This window comes from Protofrankia symbiont of Coriaria ruscifolia, assembly GCF_900634745.1.
Lineage (GTDB): Bacteria > Actinomycetota > Actinomycetes > Frankiales > Frankiaceae > Protofrankia > Protofrankia californiensis.
The window spans coordinates 1-19,322 of sequence record NZ_CAAAFR010000037.1 but is presented as its reverse complement, the minus strand read 5'-3'; the positions used below and the strand labels follow the sequence as shown (position 1 = coordinate 19,322).

Sequence of the window (19,322 nt, the reverse complement as noted above, 5' to 3'; positions counted from 1 at the left end):
GCCCAACAGTTGCCCCCCGGTCGGAGGATCTGACGCGTAGTAACGGTAAGCACGTTGTTCTCGGCTGTTCGAAGCACAACGTTTCATCGCTGTCTCATAGCCGTCTCATAGCCGGCCGAGCGCGTCGCAGAGCACCGTCAGATAGCGATCCCACGCCGCGTCCACATCCGGTGGGACGACCGCGGCGCGCAGGGCGTCGAGCATGCCCGGTTCGTACAGCCGGTGCAGCGCGGCGGCCAGCGACATCGGGTCGCCCGGTGTGGCCAGCAGACCGTCCACCCCGTCCCGCACGGCCTGCGCCAGCATGCCGACAGCGGTCGCCACCACCGGCAGGCCGTACCGATGCGCAAGATCGACATTCTGGGTCGCCGTCGCCGACCGGTACGGCAGGACCACGGCGTCGGCAGCCGCGAACAGGGCTGGCACGTCGGCGGCCGGCACATAGCCGGGACGCAGGTCCACCCGCCCGGCCAGGCCGAGCTCGTCGATCATCCTGCGGGTGTCCCCGACCCCGCCCCAGAACTCCCCGGCGACCGTCAGGTGCACGTCGGGCGGGCCGGCGGCGAGCGCCCGCAGCAGGACGTCCAGGCCCTTGTACGGCCGGACCAGCCCGAAGAACAACAGCCTCCGGCCGGGAACGCCGTCCCGGTGCCGCCCGGCATTGGGCTTCAGGGGATTGGGCTTCAGGGGATTGGACTCCAGGACGGGAAGATCCACGGCGGGCGACCCGCCGCTGCCGGCGACGGCCCCGCCACCGGTCGTCCACAGGTGCGGCGCCATCGGCGCCACCGACACCGGACGGGCGGTGAGGCGGCGGGCGCGTTCGGCCTCGGCCTGCGTGTGCACGAGGACCCCCGACACCCGGCGCAGCACCGCCCGCACCAGTGGCTCGTCCAGGGCGCGCCGCTCGTGTGGCAGCACGTTGTGACACAGCGCGAGAGCAACCGGTCCATCCCCCGACGCGCGGACGGCAGGGGCACCCCTCGACCCCCGGGCGGCGGGACTGTCCTCCGCCGGCCGCGGGCCCGCCGGGACATCCCCTGGCCGCAGCCCGGCAAGACCGTTCCCCGCCGGCCGCGGGCCCGCCGGTGTACTTTCCGGCCGCGGATCCGCTGGCCGCAGACCGGCGACGCTGTTCTCCGCCGGTCGTAGGCCGGCAAGGACGCCCAGGTAGGCCGGCGCCTGGACCGGGGTGACCATGACGATGACCACGGCGTCGACGTCGGCGCGAAGCCGCCGGCCCAGCCGCAGCCACGAGTCCGGCCGTCGCCACGACAGCGGGTAGGACGTCGCCGGGAACGGTTCCGTCTCGGGATCGCCCACCCGCTGCCGGCCCGGGTAGAGCCGGGCCGGGTACTGCGCCGACCAGGACTCGACGCGGACGTCGTGTCCGCGCGCCGCGAGCCGGTGCGCGAGTTCGGTCGTGTGCTGGGCGACGCCCCCCTTGTAGGGGTGGGTCGGACCGACGATCGCGATCCGCGCCCGCGACCCGGCACGCGCCCGGGATCGGTCAGTGGTCACCGGGGGATCAGTTGTCACCGGGGGATCAGTTGTCACTGCGGGAACGGGCCACGAGATCGCCGATCAGGGCGAGCACGACGATCTGGAAACCGACGAGAATCGCCAGCAGCGTGGACGTGGTGACCCGCAGGTCGTAACGAACCAGGTCGACGACAAGCTTCACGAAACCCAACCCCATGATCCACAATGCGATCGGCATCAACACTCTTATCGGGTCGAAGTACATCACCATCCGGAGCACCTGCAGGATGTAGCGGCGCGCGTCGCGGAACGGATGGAACTTGCTCTTGCCCGAGCGTTTCGCGTAGTCGATCGGGATGTAGTCGACGGGATGCTGGTTCGACAGGAACGCCATCGTGATCGTCGTCACGCAGGAGAACCCGGGCGGCAACAACCGCAGGTAGGGCAGGGAGACATCCCGCCGGAACGCCCGCAGCCCCGAGTTCAGGTCCGGGATCTTCATACCGGACAGCCGCTGCGCGATCATCCGGATGAACCATTTGGCCGGCACCCGCGCCCACTTGTGCGTACCTTCCTCGGTGGTGCGCGCGCCCACGACCTGGTCGACGTCGGGATGGGCGTCGAGATGGCGGACGAACTCCGGGATCCGCTCGTTCGGGTAGGTCATGTCCGCATCGGTCCAGACCACGATCGTCCCGCGGGCGTCCTGCGTGCCGATCCGGCGTGCGGTGCCCGACCCACCGTTGCGGCGGAACGAAATCAACCTCATTTTCGGGAACTGGTGCATCACACCGCGCAGCAACGCCAGCGTGTTGTCGGTCGACTTGTCGTCAATGACCAGCAGTTCGTAGCTGTAGCCGCTGGCGTCCATTGCGGCGGTGATCCGCTCCAGTTCGCGGACAATGTGATCCTGCTCGTTGTAGCAGGGAAGAACGACCGTTACGTAGGGCGCGGCGGGTATCTCCGCCACCGATCCGACCCCGGTCTGTTGCCGGTTCAGGACGGGTGCGCCGGAGCTGACAGATGCGCGTACAACGCTGGCACTCACGTCGATGTGGCTCCTGATTTCCGTCCGGGAACTGCGAGTTCACCCGAGTTCACCGGTGCCGCCGGGTTGTGGCCGGAGCAGCCGGGCCGGTCGGGTCGAGTGATCACAACCTCCTCTGCGCGCGTCCTGGTGCCCCCGTCCGAATGCCAGGGTTACACGGCGCTAATACCAGCCGGTCATGGAGGTCCCGCGACGCTGTGGCCCACCCGTCCGACCTCACCAGCCGACTGACAGCGCAGGTGACTAGGATTTCCGGCCATGGGCGGGCTCATCGAGCATCTCGGCAGTCAGGTCAACCGGCTCGACCGGCAGTTCGTCAACGATCTACGCGAGTACGCCCGCCACGTCCGGGCGCTGCGGGCCGGGCGAGAGGCGTCGGCACGGTCCTTCGTGGCCGGGTTGCGCTATCCGTTGGCGTACCAGCAGCCCATCTGGATCGGTTCACCCACCGTGCTCGAAGGTCGCGAGCGCATCGAGTTCACCGACGGTGCGGCGCTGCGGATCGGCCTCGGCCCGTTCGGGATCTCGACACGGCGGGACACCTCCGTGCTACGGATCCACCCCGAGGGGCGCCTGCGGTGCGAGGGAGTCGCCTCCGTGCAGCGTGGCGCCCGCATCGTAGTGGACTCCGGCCTGCTGCAACTCGGCCACGGCGTCAACATCAACGGCTTCGCCAAGATCCTCGTGCGGGAACGGGTCAGTATCGGCGCCGGATGCAACATCTCCTGGAACACCCAGATTCTCGACAACGACTTCCATCCCATGACGGTGGACGGCGTCGAGCAGCCGATGAGCGCTCCCGTCGTCCTGGAGGATCGCGCCTGGATCGGTACCGGAGCCATCGTCCTGAAGGGAGTGACGATCGGTGAGGGCGCGGTCGTCGCGGCCGGCGCCGTGGTGACCCGGGACGTCCCCGCCAAGACGATCGTCGCGGGCAGCCCGGCGAAGGTGGTCGGCCCGGTCGACTCCTGGCGTTGATCCTCCGCCCTTGATCTTCCAGTTTTGATCTTCAGACGTCGCTCCTCCGGCCCGGATTTTCCGGCGTTTCCACCGGTGGGTGTTTCCGCCGACACGATCACGCCAGCGTTCGCTCCGATGACCGGAGACGACGACCGGAGAGAACGAAATCGTTCACATCACGCGCGGCCGGTGAAAAGTCACATAGTCCTACGTACGATGGCAACCATCCGTCCGCCGGAGGTTTCCAGCCCTTGCCCGCCAGAGGACCAGAGGCGGCGAGATCATGTCTTTCTCGTGCTCGGGGTTCAGAAGCCGAGCCGGGAGGTCCAGGAGGCCCGGGTCCCGGAGCCGCTCCGATGGAGGCCGCAGCCGGAACACCCTCCGCCACCGGAACGCCCTCCGCCACCGGTGCGGAGGAACCGTCCGGCAACGGCCCACCGGAGCGGTTCGGCCCTCTCCGGCTCCTGCGCCGGACGTCGGGGCACATCTGGCTGATCACCGCCGTGTTCGCGTTCCTGCTCGCCTCCTGGTCGGTACTGGTACCCCAGTACCACGCACCGGACGAACCGAACCAGGTCGACGCTGTCATGCGGCTGGTCCAGGGCGACGGCTGGCCGCGTCCGGGCAGCGCCGTGGTGACACCGGACGGGGTCGGCGCCATCAGGGCGTCACCGTTCGGTAGCCGGAACAACCCCTACGAGCTCACCGTCGCCCCGATCCCCGAACGCGACGCGCCCCCGCGCTCCCAGCGGCCGGCCTGGAAGGATCTCGCATCCCCGGGGCAGCCGTCGGGTTACGTCCAGCAGATGGTCCAGCATCCGCCGCTGTACTACTGGGTGGACGCAATGATCCTCAAAGCGATCCCGGGCGGCGGCGACACCCTTCGCTGGGACGTGACCATCGGCCTGCTGCGGATGATCAGCATCCTGCTGGTGGCGCCGCTGCCGCTGCTGGCTCACGCGGCCGCCAGATGCCTGCATCCTTCTCCGGTCGCCGCGACCGTTGCCGCGCTGACTCCCTGCGCCGTGCCGCAACTGATCCATATCGGCTCCAGCGTCAACAACGACAATCTGCTGATCGGCCTCGGCGGGCTGGTCACGGTGGCCGTCGCCCACGTGCTGCGCGGGGACACCTCAGCGCGGACCGCATGCTGGATCGGGCTGTTCGCAGGGCTTGCGCTGTTGACGAAGTCCTTCGCGGTCGTGCTGGTACCGATGATCGCCGCCGCATACGTCCGCGCGCGGCTGCGCGGCGCGCGCTCCCTGCGGCTGCCCGCCGCGCTCTGCGGTGGGTTCGGGATCGCGGCCGGCGGCTGGTGGTGGCTGATCAACATCTTTCGATGGCACACCGTCCAGCCACGCACGCCGGGTTTCCCGCTCGGCGAGTACGTCGGGCGGGACTGGACCGTCTACTGGTCATGGATGTCCGGACGGCTGCTGACCCGCTGGTGGGGTTCCATCGGCTGGTACGAGGTCGACCTTCCCCGGCCGCTGGTACTCACCGCCTCGGGCGTGCTGGGCGGCCTGGCCGCGTGGGGCATCCTGCGCGCCCGGGTCCGGGCGGACCGCACGAACCTGCTGTTCATGCTGTGGCCGACGGCCGGCCTGGTCATGCTCGTCGGCGGGCAGGCCGCCGTCCACCTTGCCGGCACCGGGTACATGACCGCGGTCTCGGGCCGATACCTGTTCACCGGCTTCGTCGGGATAGCGGTCCTCGCCGGCGCCGGGGCCGCCGCGCTGGACCGCCGCCTCGCCCGCTGGACGCCGCTTGCCGTGCTCGCCGCCGCTGCCGGCATCCAGTGGGATGCGGTGCGGCTCGTGCTCGGCCACTTCTGGCAACCCGCCGGGGGCGGGCCGGTCACGGCCCTGCACGCCATGGCCGCCTGGTCACCGTGGGCACCGCTCGACATCAAGATTGTTTTTGGGTCGACCCTGGCCCTTGCGGCCCTGGCTGCCGTGAGCGTCGCACGGATCACCCGGGTGACCGTGCTCCACCCGGGTACCGGCCACCCGGGTACCGGCACGGGGGAAACCGCGGGCCGGCGGGTATCCGGATGGTGCCCCGGGGAGTCGGACCCTCCGGACCTCAGCGGCGACCGTGCAGCAACGCCTGCACCGTCCGCACACCCCGACGGCCACCCAACCGCGCCTTGAGCGCGGCGTTCGCCAGCCGGGCCGCGTGCACGAGCTTCGGTTCGTCGGCAAGAGCGGCGCGCAGCTGCTGGGAAGTCGTGCGCTCCGCGTCCAGTGCGCGCTCGGCCTCGGCCACCGCGTCGAGCAACCGCAGTTCACTCGCGGCGCGGTCGGCCAGGGCCAGGTCCAGGCGCGCCCACTCCCGCTGCCGCCTACGAGCGGCATCGATTATCTCGTCCTGCAGGAGGAGCACGTGCAGGTACAGATCCAACCGGTTGCGTTCCAGGCGCGTCAGCAGGCTGTTACACGCCCACGGCCGGAGCATCTCGGCGACCCGTCCCGCATACGGGGCCCGGTCGTCCACGACGACGCCCAGACCGAAGATCGGCGCCGCCACGAACAGGCGCAGTTCAGGGCGGGAGGCGAGGAAGTCCTCGACCGCCGTACGGACACCGTTGCCCGGCCCACCCTCCGACCGGGCCCACGCGAACGCACCCTCACCCCGGAAACCACCGGTGACCACGCCGGTGCTGTCGAGCCGGACCCCGAGGTCCCACGAGTACGGCTGCCGCGCCGCCTCCGGGATGCGCTCAGGTGTGTAGTACGAGTCACGCCGGCCGTGTGGCCAGCCCACGTCATGCATGATCAGTAGAGGGAGATGGGGGCGGCCTGCGGCCCGGACCGCGTCGGCGATCGTCTCCAGCTCACCGGTTGCCGTCGCATAGTTGTGATCGCTGTCGATCAGGTAGGCGTCCGCGGGCACGAGCCCGACCAGGGCCTGCGGGCTGTAACCGCGCACCACGTCAACCTCAAGCCCGTCCCCCGGCTCGGGCACCACACCCGGGTCGGGGTCGACGACCAGCAGCTTCCCACCGCCTCGCCCGCGCAGCAGGTCAACGAGCAGGGACGTGGCGGCGCCGCTCTCCGAGCCGATCTCGGCAACGCTGCGGACGTCGGCGGCTTCGAGCAGCGGCACCCAGATCTCCCGCAGCTCCGCGAGGGAGTGCAGAAGCAGCGGCTGCAGCGTGTCGTTGATGGTCGACTCGACCGCGTAAACGTCGGGGCCGCCGCTCCCGCCCGCAGCATCCTCCCCGTGGTCGCCGGCGGCGACGTCCTCGTGCCCGGCGGCGGCATCCGGTCCGGTCCACGACACCCGGGTGGCGACCGCGCTGCCACCCTCCCGGTCGTTGCGCGCGGCAGCATCATGGTCGGCGGGCGGCCCAGCGAACCACCGCGAACTCGGCGGCGCCCCGGCTACCCCGGTTGATCCGGCGGCGCCGGATGGACCGGCCGACTCGGCGGTGCCAGCTGACTCGGCTGTATCGGCGGCGCCGGGTGGACCGGCCGACTCGGCGGTGCCAGCCGACTCGGCGACGCCGGCGGTGTCACGATACGGACCCTGGACGCCCTCGCCGGCGTCCACGGCACCCTGGTTACCGGTATCCGACGTCGACGTGCCCGCCTCCGGCTGCTCACCAGCGCTGCCGCGAGGCCCGCCGTCCCCGACGGAGCCAGGCTCAACCGTCTCGCTCACGGCGACATCGTTCACGGCGCCCCCGCCCACAGCTGCATCACCCACAGCGACCCCGTCCACATTGTCCACGACGACCGCACAATCGCGATCGACCGATTCTCCCTCAGAGTCTCTTTGGGGCCTCCAACGGCGCGAAAGGGTCACCGTCGCACCACCTCCGGCCCCAGTGTCTCTTCGGGGCCTCCAGCGGCGCGAAAGGGCCACCGTCGCACCACCTCCGGCTCCAGCATCCCTCCGGAACCCTTCGGCGGCGCGGGAGAGGCACGATCGCGCCATCTTTGACCCAATGTCTCTCGGGGCCTCCGGCGGCACGGGAAAAACATGATCGCGTCACCTTTGGCCCGCTGAGGAACGGGTTCAGAACCGGTCTTCCAGTTCACGCCGCAGTCGACGGACGGCCCGGCGTGACAACGGCGTGCTCTCGGCGGTCGGGATCGCCAACGGGTCGGAACGGATCCCGAGCCATCCGAAGGCGATCTCGACGTCGATGGTGTAAGTGGCCGTCAGATGCGCCTGCGCCACCGGGTCGAGCACGTAGATGAACTGCGGATCGTCACCGAGAATCTCGACCAGGTTCGGCTGCAGGGCCCGAGCCCCGACCAGGTGCAGCTGCGCCTCGTCCAGGACCGAAGTGATCGTTACCGAGTAGGGTTCGACCACGTTGTTGAGGTGGAAGGACAGCTTCAACCAGTCCAGCCGCATCAGACCGCGCCGGCCGGCCGGGTCGATGCGCACCCGGCGGACACCGATCCCGTCGATCCGCAGGCGCACCAGCGACAGCCCGTCCCGCCCGGATCGGGTGACCGCGGACTCCTTCGGGCCGCTGGCGAAGTCGGCCCCGGTGTCGACGTAGACCTCGACGGGTCCGGCGGCGGCCTCCGGGGAGACCTCCAGCGCCGAGATCCCGGCGCCCGCGGCCAACCCGCTGACGACCGCAAGGGACCGGTTCGCCACCGCCGCCACCCCTGCCGGCCAGTAGAGCTCCTGCATCGGGATCTTCTCGAGATCGACCGGGGTCAGATACGGCATCCTGCGCAGCAGATCGGCGGGCAGGAGTCCCTCCGAAGTTTCGGAGCCGAAGTTGTCGTCATGCGACCACATCCCGAACGCGAACGCCTCCTGGGGGGTCGGCCGGGTCACGAACCGCGTGAGGGTGCGCAGGGCCGCCAGCCGTGCCCCGTCCGACACCAGGGACGGCATCGGCGTCTCGCAGCGGTGGTAACGCAACCATTCCCGCTGGTAGGCAAGTACCCCGTCCTGAACGGCGGCGCGCTGCGCGACCTGCGTCCGGGAGGTGTGGTCGGCACCGAGAACGGGGTTGAGATCCTCGTCGAAGCCGATCAGTGAGCCGACGTCGGGCATGCACAGCTGCTCGAGCACTTCGGGGCTGCGCATCACCGGAGCGAACAGCGCCTCCGGTTCGCCACCGGAGGCGACGTAGCCTTCCAGGCGCAATCCGGAGAGGCGATGCACCTGGGCGCCGGCGTTGGTCGCCAGATACAGGCCGACGATCTCCACCTCACGACCGGAGGCCACCAGCAGCCGGTGCAGCAGACCCTGGATGGTGCCACCCCAGCCCAGGTCGACGATGACAACCGTGTCCGCCTCGCCGAGCTGGGCGTCGAGGTAGCGCAGGTAACGTTCACGCAAGCGGCTCGCGGTCGTCACGATCTCGCCGCGGAGCCGCTCGTCGTTGCACAGCGCCTGGAGGGTCTCCTCGCGCAGGCCCGGGACGTCCAGACGCCTGCCGGCGAGCGCCGAGAGCCCGGCCACCTCCTCCACGCCCACCCCGAGCTGGCGCAGCAGCTGCCCGACGCTGGGGGCGTGCCGCCGCGTCAGGAAGCCGCGCAACTCCTCGGGGCTGCCCTCGAAGACGTTGGCCAGCGCGCACACCTGCCGGGAGGCCCACAGCGGGGACGTCTTGATCCCGCGGTCGTGCCCGGGCTCCTCCAGCACGCGGGCGAGGAACAACCCCTCGCGCATGAGGCAGTGGACCCGGTCGACCCCGTAAGCCGCGGCCCGTTCGGCGACCCACTCGCCGAATCCGGTGAACACCGGGCCGAACACGGTCGCGCCGGTCTCCCAGTGGCGTCGCAGACCCGATGGGACCGCGGCCGCGTCGGTCCGGTGCAGGGTCCGGGCCCGGATCGCGGTCACCCCGTAGTCGCCGTGCACCGGGTCGACGGGAGTGTCGGAGGTGGGTCGGGACCGTAGCCCTTCCAGGTCCAGCGTCGTCTCCAGCCCACCGGTGTACTTGGGGTAGTGGACGGCGAGGATCCCGTGCTCGCGGGCGCCCTCGACGTCGGCAACCGGATTGTCACCGAGGTGGATGACCCGGGACGCCGCCACACCGGCTGCGGTGAGCACGTGGGAGAACAGGCCGTTGCTCTTGTTCACCCCGGCGTCGCTGGAGGTGAGCACCTGGGTGAACCTGATGTCGGCAAGCTCCGGACGGCGCAGCAGCAGGCGCAGCTGGTCCGGGGAGAAGTAGGTGTCGGAGACCAGGTAGACGGGCCGGCCGAGCTTGGTGATGGCCAGTTCGGCCAGTTCGGCCACGGCCAGGTCCGCCCGGCAGATGTCCCGCTCGAGGGTGACCTCCATGGCGACGAGATCATCGATGGTGCCGCTGTTCGGCAGCGCCGCCGCGAGCACCGACCAGATCTCGTCCAGGCGAGCCTCCGGTGTGCCGCGCCCGGCCTGGCTGCGCTCGCGTGCCCTGGTCTCGGCATGCACCCGGAGCTGGGCGAACTGCGCGGGAGACACCGACGGCGGCAGCAGTCCGGCCGTGGCCAACCGATGCCCGAGCAGCAGGAAGGCGTGGGTGGGCTCGGGAACGAGCCGCAGCAGCAACGTGTCGAACACGTCCAGAGTCAGCACCTCGGCCCCTCCGGACTCCAGCTGGGACCAGACCTCACGGATCCGGACGTCGGTGAACACGGGCGTCCTCCACAGGCAGCCAGCGCGGCCACCTCCGACGGGCCGGCTGGTATCCGGGTCAAGCTGGACGGCGACCGGCCGGAGCTGAATGAACGGCCCGATACTATGAATCGGCTCTGCAGCTCCAGTCACCGGAGTACCCAAGTCCGGTCACCGGAGTACCCAAGCCGGCCCCGTGTCGCCCCGACGCGGTGTGCTCCGGTCCGTGCGATCAGGTGTTCTCGGTAGCGTCGGACCCGTTTCCCACTCGGTACAGCTCACGGAAGGTTGTCGGTGTCGAACCTGATTGATCAGCGCTCCACGCCGGCGGCCCGGCCGGAGACGCGGCAACGGATCCACGACGACGAGCAGGGTCCGGAGTCGCGGAGGCTCGCTCGCCGCAGCCACGCCCAGACCCGGGTCCGCTGGGAGCTGCTGCGCAACCTGATCCGCAAGGATCTTAAGATCAAATACAAGGGGTCGACCCTCGGGTTCGCCTGGTCACTGGCAAACCCGCTGCTGCTGCTCGCCGTGTACACCCTCGTGTTCCAGGTCATCATGAGCGCCGGGGTGCCGCGCTTCGGCGTCTATCTGATGTCCGGCCTGCTGATCTGGAACGCGTTCTCCGCCAGCGCGTCCGCGGCCAGCGGCAGCGTGGTCTTCAACGCGAACCTCGTGAAGAAGGTCCGCTTTCCGCTGCCGGTGCTGCCGCTTTCCGCCGTGGGATTCGCCGTCGTCCACTTCGTCCTGCAGCTCGCCGTGCTCTTCGTGGTGGTCGCGGCGCTGGGTTACAGCTTCGTAGGTCTCCAGTTGTTCCTGCTGGTACCGGCCTTCGCGGTGGCGATGACCTTCACGGTGGGTCTGTCCATGCTCGTGTCGGGTCTCAACGTCCGGTATCGCGACACCGAGCACCTGCTGGAGGTGGCGCTGCTCGCGTGGTTCTGGCTCAACCCGATCGTGTATCCGGTCGGACTGATCCGCAAACTGCTGCACGAGTGGACGTGGATCTACTTCCTGAATCCGATGGCAACGGTCATCGCGACCTTCCAGCGGGCGATCTACAAAGGGCCCACTGTCAATCCCACAACCGGGCAGGGAATCCTGGCCGACCCCGGATATCTCTTCTACCTTGAGCACCTTGCCATCGCGGGCGCGATGTCGCTGGGCCTGCTCTGGCTGGGAACACACGTGTTCCGCCGCATGCAGGCCGACTTCGCCGAGGATCTCTGAACCCGGCCGAAGCAGGCGCGACGATCGTCACGATCGTGCCGGCAGAGGCAGTGAGGAAGGTTTACAGACGTGCCAGCGCAGCAGTCACCAGCCGGACCGGCCGTAACCGGCGGCACCGCGGACGTCGTGGACGCGGCGGACGCGGCGGCAGCAGCACCGCCGGAGGACCCACCGGGTGCTCCGGCGGTGATCCGGGCGACCGGCGTGGGCAAGAAGTTCATCTCTTACCATCGGCGGGCAACCAGCCTCAAGGAGCTGTTCGTCCGCCGTGGGCAGGCCAGCGGGGACGACTTCTGGGCGCTGCGCGACATCGACGTGGAGATCGGCCGCGGCCAGACCGTGGGGCTCGCGGGGGCGAACGGCTCCGGCAAGTCCACGTTGTTGAAGGTGCTGGCCGGGATCCTGCGCCCGACCCACGGTGAGATCTCGGTCAGCGGGCGGATCGCCTCCCTGCTGGAACTCGGCGCCGGTTTCAACGGCGAGCTGACCGGGCGGGACAACGTCTACCTCAACGCGTCCCTGCTCGGCCTGTCCCGTCGCGAGATCGACCGGATGTTCGACTCGATCGTCGATTTCGCCGAACTTCCCCACAAGATCGACGATGAGGTCAAGCACTACTCCTCCGGCCAGTACGTCCGGCTCGGGTTCGCCGTGGCCGTCCATGTCGACCCGGACGTCCTGCTCGTGGACGAGGTGCTGGCGGTCGGGGACGAGGCGTTCCAGAAGAAGTGCCTGGCGAAGATCGAACAGTTCCGGACGCAGGGACGCACGATCCTGTTCGTCACCCACTCCCTGGACCTGATCGAAAGCATCTGCGACCGGATCCTGGTCCTGGAATCCGGGTCGATGATCTTCGATGGCGCACCGGAGATCGGTACCCGGCTGCTGCGGCAACGCCTGGGCAGCCTGCCCTCGGACGGTCCAGTGCCCTACGACGTCGCCGCCGCCCGTCCCGTCCTGGTGACCTTCGCCCGGGATCCGGGCGGGCCGCCCCAGGTGCAGTTCGATCCGGGTGAGAAACTCACCGTCTCCCTCACCCTCGATCTCACCCAGGACGCGCCGGAACGGCTTTACCTGCACGTCTACGTTCTCGGCCAGCACGATCTGCCGATCTGGCTCATGGAGACGTCTGTCGGCGGCATACCGAGCAAACCCGGACTCTTCACCGTGGACTTCACCGTGCCGAAAATCCCCGAACTGCTGGGCGCGTTCGCGATCAGCGTGCACGTCTCCGACGCCGCCACCGGCGTCCCGATCACCAAGCGACGGTTCGACGACCTGTTCGGGATCAGCGGCCCGCAGGCCGGTGGCCTGCTCAAGGTCGACTACGAGGCGAGGACCCGCGGATGAGCGGCCCGGCCGCCACCGGCCCGACCACCGCGTCGACCAGCCCGCTGGTGACCGTCGTCATCGTCAACTGGAACGGCGCGCACCTGCTGCCGGCATGCCTGGACGGGCTGGCCAAACAGGTCACCGGCTTCGCCTTCGAGACGTGGGTGGTCGACAACGCCTCGACGGACTCCTCCAGGACCCTGCTGGCCGAGCGCTACCCGTGGGTCCGGCTCGTGCCCTCCGAGACCAACCTCGGCTTCGCCGGCGGCAACAACCTCGCGCTGCGCACGGTCACCACGCAGTACGCCGCCCTGCTCAACAACGACGCGGTGCCCGAGCCGGACTGGCTGGCCAACCTGCTGGCGCCGTTCGACGCCTCCGGCGGCGAACGCCTCGGCGCGGTCACCGGCAAAGTCGTCTTCCTCCCCCGCTTCCTGCGGCTACAGCTGTCAACCGCGACCTTCACCCCGGGCCCGCACGACTCGCGTCCGCTCGGCGTCCGGGTGTCGTCGGTGACCGTCAACGGGCGGGAGGCGTTGCGGGAGGTGCTGTGGGAGAAACTGGCCTTCGGCGCCGAAGGGGGCCCGGAGGCGCCGTTCTTCTGGACCCGCGGTGACGGCGAGCTGTGCGTCCCGGTGCCGGAGGGTGGCCCGGTCACGCTCGGCTTCACCTGGGCCGGCCAGGCACCCAAGCCGGTGACGCTGAGCTGGGACGGCGGGTCGGTCACCCTGGACGCCGGCGCCGAACCGTCCACGGTGGAGTTCGCCGTCCCGGACGGCGTGGCGCGCGTCGACGTGATCAACAACGTCGGTGGGATCGTGCTGCACGACGGTTACGGCGCCGACCGCGGCTACCAGCAGGTCGACACCGGCCAGTTCGCCCAGGCCGAAGAGGTCTTCACCGCCTGCGGCAACGGCATGGCGATCCGTACCCGGCTCGGGCACGAACTCGGCTGGTTCGACGACGATTTCTTCCTCTACTACGAGGACACGGACCTGTCCTGGCGGATCCGCGCCCACGGCTACACGATCCGGTACATACCGGATGCGGTGCTGCGGCACGTCCACTCGGCATCCAGTGTTGAATGGTCGCCGCTGTTCGTCTTCCACACCGACCGTAACCGGCTGCTGATGCTCACCAAGGACGCGAGCGCCCGGATCGCCGTGGCGGCGGTAGCCCGTTATCCACTCACGACCGTGTCGATCGCGCTCCGGACGCTGCGCCAGGCATGGGCGGCACGCTCCCGGCCCCCGCTGCGCCCGACCTGGCTGCGGCTGAAGGTCATCGCCTCCTACCTGCGGCTGCTGTCGGCCATACTGGCCCGCCGACGGATGATCTCGCGGACCGCGTCGACACGCCACCGTGAGCTGGAGAACTGGCTGGTGCAACGATGACCAGGCCGACGGCACAGCCGACCACAGCGCAGCCAGTCACAGCGCAGCCAGCCACGGCGCAGCCAGCCACGGCGCAGCCGGTCGCCGCCGAGGTCACCGCGCAGCGCCCGGCCGACACCTCGCGGGAGGTACGCAGCCAGTCGGAAGACCCGCAAGAAGCGCGGGGCCCACGGGAGGTACCCGAGCCTGCCGGGGCCGTACGGGCCGCCGTCTACAACAGGTTCTGGCATTCCATGGGTGGTGGGGAACGCCACAACGGGATGATCGCCCAGGTGCTCGCGGCCGAAGGCGTCCGGGTCGACATCCTCGGGCACTCGACGGTCGACCTGGACGCACTCGGCGACCACCTTGGACTCGACCTGTCCGGCTGCCGGTACCGCCTGCTGCCCGACCGGGGTGACGATGCCGTCGCGGAGGCCAGCGCCGGCTACGACCTGTTCGTCAACGGTTCGTACATGAGCCGGCTGGTCCCCCGTTCGAGGCACGCGGCGTACCTGTGCTTCTTCCCGACACCCGCCGATCATGACGCTGCGGCGTGGCGCAGGACCGCCATCCGCGCCTGCGGCCCGCTCCTGCGGGGCGTGCGTCCGGCGGTGGGGTACGGGACGGGCTGGTATCCACCCGAAGGCGGTCGCCGCCGGCAGTGGGTCTGGACGAACGGCGCGGGGGTTCTCTCGGTCGCGGCCGGGGGCGAACGACAGCTGCACGCCGACATCGGCCGTCCCGGGGCGTCGGGGACGGTACGGCTGCGCATCCTCGACGCGGCCGGGCAGACCCTTGCCAGCGTCGACGTCGGCAGCGCGTTCACACCGATCGCCGTGCCGCTGCCCGCCTCGTCCACCGGGACCGAGCTGGCCCTGGTCAGTGAGACGTTCACGCCCGCGGCGGCGGGCGGTCCGGGCGTGCCGGGCGCACCAGGCACGCCGGAAGGAACGGGCACGCCGGCGGGAGGCGGTACGGCCTCCCGGGACGTACGCCAACTGGGCGTGGCGGTCAGCCGGCCGCGGGTGACCGATCGGCGCGAAGGCGTCCGGGCCCGCGTGGCACTGCGTTTCCCCTGGCTGCTCGCGGACCCGCGCGACCTGGGCTACCTCGACTCCTACGACGTGGTCATGGCGAACTCGCTTTACACCCGGGACTGGATCCGCCGGCTGTGGCGGACCGACTCCGACATCCTCTACCCGCCGATCCAGGTGGCGAGCCTGACCCCGGCCGAAGAGCGGGAACGCTCGGTGCTGAGCGTGGGGCGGCTGTTCGCCCCCGGCCTGGGTCACGCGAAGCGGCAGCTGGAGATGGTGCAGTGGTTCGGTGAGCTGTACCGCTCGGGCGCGCTGCCCGGCTGGCGGATGCATGTTGTCGGTGGGTGCGAGGACTCCCAGCTCCCCTACCTGGAGAAGATCCGGGATGCCGCCCGCGACCTGCCGGTGGAGATCCACCCGAACGCCCCACGCCACGAGGTGGAACGGCTGCTGTCCACCTGTTCGGTGTTCTGGTCCGCGACCGGCTACGGGGAGGACGTCGACCGCCGGCCCTGGACGGCCGAGCACTTCGGGATGACCACGGTCGAGGCCATGGCCGGGGGGTGTGTTCCCGTGGTGATCGACCACGCGGGCCAGCGCGAGATCGTCCGGCACGGGCTCGACGGCTTCCGCTGGACCTCCCCGCAGCAGCTCGCCTCGTTCACCCGGCGCCTCGCCGCCGAGGACGGGATGCGCCGGCGGCTTGCGGCAAGCGCGATCGCCCGCGCCCAGGAGTACTCGGACGCGGCGTTCGCCACCCGCTGGCTCGACATCGCCACCCGCCACCAGTTCTACGGACGCTGACCCCGAACAGTCCCGGACAGCAGACACGGAGAGGAGCGAGGCCGATGCGGGTCATCCTGGACGGAACGCCCCTGCTCGGCCCGCGCACCGGAGTGGGCCACTACACCGGCCACCTGCTCGCCGAACTACCGCTTCTGCCCGGCCTGGACGTGGCCGCGACCGCGTTCACCTGGCGTGGGCTCGAAGGGTTCGCCCCGGCGCTGCCACCGGGTGTGCGTCCGGCCGCGCGCCGGATCCCGGCCCGGCTCATGCACGAGGCATGGGCCCGCACCGAGGTGCCGAAGCTGGAGTGGCTGACCGGCGCGGTCGACGTGGTGCACGGCACGAACTTCGTGCTGCCGCCACCGCGGCGCGCCCGCGGTGTGCTGACCATCCACGACCTTGCCTACCTCAAGCTCACGGGCACGGTCTCCACGGCGTCCGCCCGCTACCGGGAGCTGGTCCCGCGCGGCCTGCGCCGTGCCGCCGCGGTTGTCACGCCGAGCGCGGCGATCGCCGCGGAGGTCGTCGACACCTACCGGCTGGATCCGGCGATGGTGACCGTGACACCGCTCGGCGTGGACGCGGCCTGGTTCGATGCGTCCCCGCCGTCTGCGCGCTGGCTCGCCGCCCGCGGGCTTCCCGAGCGGTATCTGCTGTTCGTCGGCGCCCTCGAGCCGCGCAAGAACCTCCCGACCCTGCTGGAGGCGGTCCGCGGCCTGCACGGCGATGTCGCCGACGCACCACCGCTGCTCCTGGTCGGGCCATCCGGGTGGGGGCCGGCCCCTGACCTGTCGCGGCTGCCGGCCGGAGCGGTGGTCACCGTCGGCTACCTGGCGACGAACCAGCTCCGCAACCTGGTCGCCGGGGCCAGCGCCCTGTGTTTCCCCTCGTTCTACGAGGGGTTCGGCCTGCCCCCGTTGGAGGCGCTGGCGGCCGGGACACAGGTCGTCGCCTCCGACATCCCCGCGGTCCGGGAAGTCGTCGGCCCGCTCGCCGGCAAGAGTGTGCGGCTGGTGCCACCGATGGATGCCGACGCCTTCACCGACGCGCTGATCGGCGTGCTCAAGGAGGAGGTCGACCCCGCCCCGGGGCGCTCCCACGCTCGGACGTTCACCTGGCGGCGCACCGCCGAACACACCGCCGCCGTCTATACCTCGGTCGCCCGCTCCGACACGTAGGTGGAAACCGTTGTGATAGCAACCGGTTTCCACCTACGGCTTCCGCACCCACAGGCGGACCGGACAGCCCTGCCCTGGTCGCAGAACTCACCGGCCACACCGACTGGGTGTGGGAGCTGGTGGTGGTGCCACAGGCGGGGCACCTTCCTGCTCGCCTCTGCCGACAGAGATGGCGCGATCATCGAGTGGAAACACCCTGCTGGAGGATAATGCGGGAGCCTGTAACCCAGGGGGGGTGTCGGACCTAATACGACGACGCCCATGGAAGGACCGCCCCTGTGCCCGCCAGCTTGACCGAACGTCTGTTCGAGGAACTGTTTCGTGACCATCACCTGATGGTTCTGCGGTTCGCTCAACGCAGGCTCGGCGATGACATGGTGGCCTGGGACGTGGTGTCGGAGACGTTCCTGGTGGCCTGGCGGTCCTGGCAGCGTCGGCCTGCCACACCGCCCGAGACCCGCGCCTGGCTGTACACCATCGCGGGCAACGCGGTGCGTAACCAACAGCGAGCAGGAGTCAGAGCGGCGCGGCTCGCAGCCAAGATTTCGGTGGCCGCCCAGCGTCCCGGCATTTTGTCGACACGGGTGGGTGATATCGCGGACGAGGCCGTCGGTAAAGACGTCGCGTTGAGCGCGCTGGAGCAACTCCCCGACGGTGAGCGGGAGCTGTTGCGGCTCGTCGCCTGGGAAGGCCTTGACCTCGCAGAGCTGGCAGCCGTGCTGGCCATCTCGCCGTCCGCGGCCAAAGTACGTCTGCACCGGGCACGCCGTCGCCTGCAGAAGGCCTTGGGCGGGACCGCCGCCATGCCCGCCCCGGCCGTCCCGATACCGCCCCCGATCGAAGGAAGGCCCTGATGCGCGACTCCTCTGACCCGGCTGCTGCCGGTCGCGACATCGCAACGATCCGGGCGCTACTCGCCCCGGCCAACCCGGTGCCCGACACCGCACCGACCGAGGCGGAGCGTCAGCACGGTGAACGGGTGCTCCGGACGCTCCTGGCGACCCTCGACCAGCCGTCCGGACGGGCAGCCCGCGGCGGACTGTTCGCGCCGCGCCGTACCTATCCCCGGCCCAGAGCACTGGTCACCGCCGCCGGTCTTGTCCTGGCGATCGCTGCTCTGCTTGTCGGGGGGACGGTACTGCGGACCGGGGACAGCGCCACGGCGGCGCCGCTGCTCCCCGCGCCGCTGCTCACCGCCACGGCGGGCGACCACGCCGCGGCCGTCCGGGCGCTGACCCGCGCAGCAGAGCTGCAACGCGGATTGTCTCCGGCGGGGGTGGGCCCGGTGCTCTACGCACGCAGCCAGACGTACGGGCTTGACGTCACGGTCGCACAGCACAAGTCAACAACCGTGGCCCGCACCACGATCATTGATTTCTGGCAACGGCCGGATGGATCAAAGCGGATCCGGAAATATCTGCAGAACATCGACCGCGCCGGGGGCAACGTCGGTGGACCAGCTCCGATGGAAGACAGAATCAACCGGATGGGTCAGGGGGAATTTCCCCTCGGACCACCGGATCACGATCCTTCAAAGAGTCCCACCGATGCTACACAGCTCCGCACCCTCCTGAGCTCCCGTAACGCAGCCGCGGGCCATCCAGGTGACCTTGGCATCGTATTGGACGTGATTTCCTTGCTCTCCTCCGGTCTCACCAGTCCGCAGCAGAACGCCGCGATCTACGACGTCCTCGCGCAAATCCCGACGGTCTTCGACGCCGGAGCCATCCGCGACCGGGCCGGACGCCCCGGCCACGCTATTGGCGTCGTGGCTTCCGACCACACCAGTCTCGTCGTGGGTACTCAATATGTGATCTTCTCCGACACCGGTGCGCCACTGACGATCGAAATGGTTGACACTCCCAACGCCCCGCCCGGCCTGCACCTACCCCCGGGCCCCACCATCGCGAGATACACCCAGATCATCACGGCCAGCCGTGTTCACACCGTCGGCGATACTCACTGAAGATCCCAGCCTGGATCGGAATACCTGGGCGGCCACACCCGCACGAAGAAAAAGCCCTGGCTACGGCGACCGCTTCTCAACGAGCTGCCGTAGCCAGGGTCCTTTAGAGTCCGTCGGGGGTCTGTATCCAGCGCATTACTGCAGAGAGCGCCCCTGGGGCGAGCGGAGTCCCTGAGGACAAACGACGGATGTGGAGCGTGGCGTGCCTGCGTTCGAACCGGTTAGACGCCCGGACATGCTAGGGTGTGTTTGGAAAGTCGGTCATCGGAGCCATTCGTTGATCGCGGCGATGGTGACGGTAGCTCCGTAGCGGACAGCGAGCTTGTCGTAGCGGGTTGCGACGGT

Annotated in this window: 13 protein-coding genes; 9 read left to right on the top strand and 4 right to left on the bottom strand. The window is 69.7% G+C overall.

Annotated features, from left to right (window positions below; translation table 11 throughout):
• Nucleotides 1-105: 105 nt before the first annotated feature.
• Together CV1CTNOD_RS05320 and CV1CTNOD_RS05315 are read right to left on the bottom strand one after the other, a co-directional pair.
• Nucleotides 106-1,521 carry a glycosyltransferase gene (locus CV1CTNOD_RS05320; RefSeq protein ID WP_131785040.1) on the bottom strand — a complete coding sequence of 472 codons (1,416 nt, stop codon included), beginning with the start codon at nt 1,519-1,521 and terminating at the stop codon, nt 106-108.
• Nucleotides 1,522-1,546: 25 nt separating this feature from the next.
• A complete protein-coding gene (locus tag CV1CTNOD_RS05315; protein WP_131785057.1) occupies nt 1,547-2,482 on the bottom strand; it encodes a glycosyltransferase family 2 protein in 936 nt (311 codons plus the stop codon).
• Between the two features lie 306 nt (nt 2,483-2,788).
• Here CV1CTNOD_RS05315 and CV1CTNOD_RS05310 point away from each other — a divergent pair, with 306 nt between their 5' ends.
• Nucleotides 2,789-3,508, top strand: coding sequence for an acyltransferase (locus CV1CTNOD_RS05310; protein WP_242606388.1), 720 nt, complete (start codon nt 2,789-2,791; stop codon nt 3,506-3,508).
• 338 nt (nt 3,509-3,846) lie between these two features.
• Entirely contained in the window at nt 3,847-5,643 is a 1,797-nt protein-coding gene (locus CV1CTNOD_RS05305) for a DUF2142 domain-containing protein (RefSeq protein WP_131785039.1), read from the top strand.
• On the opposite strand, the gene CV1CTNOD_RS05300 is transcribed toward CV1CTNOD_RS05305, so the two are convergent.
• Both CV1CTNOD_RS05300 and CV1CTNOD_RS05295 read right to left on the bottom strand, forming a co-directional pair.
• Nucleotides 5,576-7,156, bottom strand: coding sequence for a class I SAM-dependent methyltransferase (locus CV1CTNOD_RS05300; protein ID WP_242606387.1), 1,581 nt, complete (start codon nt 7,154-7,156; stop codon nt 5,576-5,578). The genes CV1CTNOD_RS05305 and CV1CTNOD_RS05300 overlap by 68 nt on opposite strands.
• A gap of 357 nt (nt 7,157-7,513) precedes the next feature.
• Entirely contained in the window at nt 7,514-10,093 is a 2,580-nt protein-coding gene (locus CV1CTNOD_RS05295) for an HAD family hydrolase (RefSeq protein ID WP_131785038.1), read from the bottom strand.
• A gap of 273 nt (nt 10,094-10,366) precedes the next feature.
• On the opposite strand from CV1CTNOD_RS05295, the gene CV1CTNOD_RS05290 reads away from it, so the two are divergent.
• From CV1CTNOD_RS05290 to CV1CTNOD_RS05260, 7 genes are all read left to right on the top strand, one after another.
• Complete coding sequence (locus tag CV1CTNOD_RS05290; RefSeq protein WP_131785037.1) at nt 10,367-11,302, top strand: ABC transporter permease; 936 nt, start codon at nt 10,367-10,369, stop codon at nt 11,300-11,302.
• 126 nt (nt 11,303-11,428) lie between these two features.
• A complete protein-coding gene (locus CV1CTNOD_RS05285) occupies nt 11,429-12,652 on the top strand; it encodes an ABC transporter ATP-binding protein (RefSeq protein ID WP_131785054.1) in 1,224 nt (407 codons plus the stop codon).
• Entirely contained in the window at nt 12,649-14,028 is a 1,380-nt protein-coding gene (locus CV1CTNOD_RS05280; protein WP_242606386.1) for a glycosyltransferase family 2 protein, read from the top strand. Before CV1CTNOD_RS05285 ends, CV1CTNOD_RS05280 begins: the two co-directional genes overlap by 4 nt.
• Nucleotides 14,025-15,851, top strand: a complete 1,827-nt coding sequence (locus tag CV1CTNOD_RS05275; RefSeq protein ID WP_431607071.1) for a glycosyltransferase — start codon at nt 14,025-14,027, stop codon at nt 15,849-15,851. Before CV1CTNOD_RS05280 ends, CV1CTNOD_RS05275 begins: the two co-directional genes overlap by 4 nt.
• Before the next feature lie 44 nt (nt 15,852-15,895).
• Nucleotides 15,896-17,011 (top strand): glycosyltransferase family 4 protein, encoded by a 1,116-nt coding sequence (locus tag CV1CTNOD_RS05270; protein WP_131785036.1) that lies wholly within the window; start codon nt 15,896-15,898, stop codon nt 17,009-17,011.
• A 278-nt stretch (nt 17,012-17,289) separates the two neighbouring features.
• A complete protein-coding gene (locus CV1CTNOD_RS05265) occupies nt 17,290-17,865 on the top strand; it encodes an RNA polymerase sigma factor (protein WP_131785035.1) in 576 nt (191 codons plus the stop codon).
• Nucleotides 17,865-18,977, top strand: a complete 1,113-nt coding sequence (locus CV1CTNOD_RS05260; RefSeq protein WP_207386203.1) for a CU044_5270 family protein — start codon at nt 17,865-17,867, stop codon at nt 18,975-18,977. Before CV1CTNOD_RS05265 ends, CV1CTNOD_RS05260 begins: the two co-directional genes overlap by 1 nt.
• Nucleotides 18,978-19,322 lie beyond the last annotated feature (345 nt).

What these genes read in the sequence shown, in the direction of transcription:
- CV1CTNOD_RS05275 (WP_431607071.1), top strand. Translation starts at nt 14,025, where the DNA reads ATGACCAGGCCGACGGCACAGCCGACCACAGCGCAGCCAGTCACAGCG.
- CV1CTNOD_RS05260 (WP_207386203.1), top strand. Translation starts at nt 17,865, where the DNA reads ATGCGCGACTCCTCTGACCCGGCTGCTGCCGGTCGCGACATCGCAACG.
- CV1CTNOD_RS05305 (WP_131785039.1), top strand. Translation starts at nt 3,847, where the DNA reads ATGGAGGCCGCAGCCGGAACACCCTCCGCCACCGGAACGCCCTCCGCC.
- CV1CTNOD_RS05280 (WP_242606386.1), top strand. Translation starts at nt 12,649, where the DNA reads ATGAGCGGCCCGGCCGCCACCGGCCCGACCACCGCGTCGACCAGCCCG.
- CV1CTNOD_RS05270 (WP_131785036.1), top strand. Translation starts at nt 15,896, where the DNA reads ATGCGGGTCATCCTGGACGGAACGCCCCTGCTCGGCCCGCGCACCGGA.
- CV1CTNOD_RS05310 (WP_242606388.1), top strand. Translation starts at nt 2,789, where the DNA reads ATGGGCGGGCTCATCGAGCATCTCGGCAGTCAGGTCAACCGGCTCGAC.